1 protein-coding gene is annotated in these 255 nt (G+C 48.2%); it reads right to left on the reverse strand.

Annotation, left to right across the window (positions count from 1 at the left end; translation table 11 throughout):
- Positions 1–237: IS66 family transposase (locus Afil_RS10905; RefSeq protein ID WP_230268566.1), on the reverse strand; the 237-nt coding region annotated here is incomplete at its 3' end.
- Between the last annotated feature and the right edge of the window lie 18 nt (positions 238–255).

Below are 255 nucleotides of genomic sequence, written 5' to 3' on the forward strand. Positions count from 1 at the left end.
TGTGGTCTTTTCCCACTTCAGGACGTCTGCCTGATACTGCGCGAAGTCTGACCGGACTTTGATGGCTTCGAAGATCTTTCTTCTCGCATGGGCCATACAGTTGAGCTTTCTGCAGGGGCCATAGTAGTTGGCATATGCATAAAGCCCGTCTGTCATAAGGGCATGACGAAAAGAACCGCCAAGGAGGGCGATTACGAACTCCTGTTTCTTGTAAGGGAAAAACTTATAGACAGCCATCTGGTTCTCTTCATAGAT

Source organism: Allobaculum fili (assembly GCF_020969955.1).
Classification (GTDB): Bacteria; Bacillota_I; Bacilli_A; order Erysipelotrichales; family Erysipelotrichaceae; genus Allobaculum; species Allobaculum fili.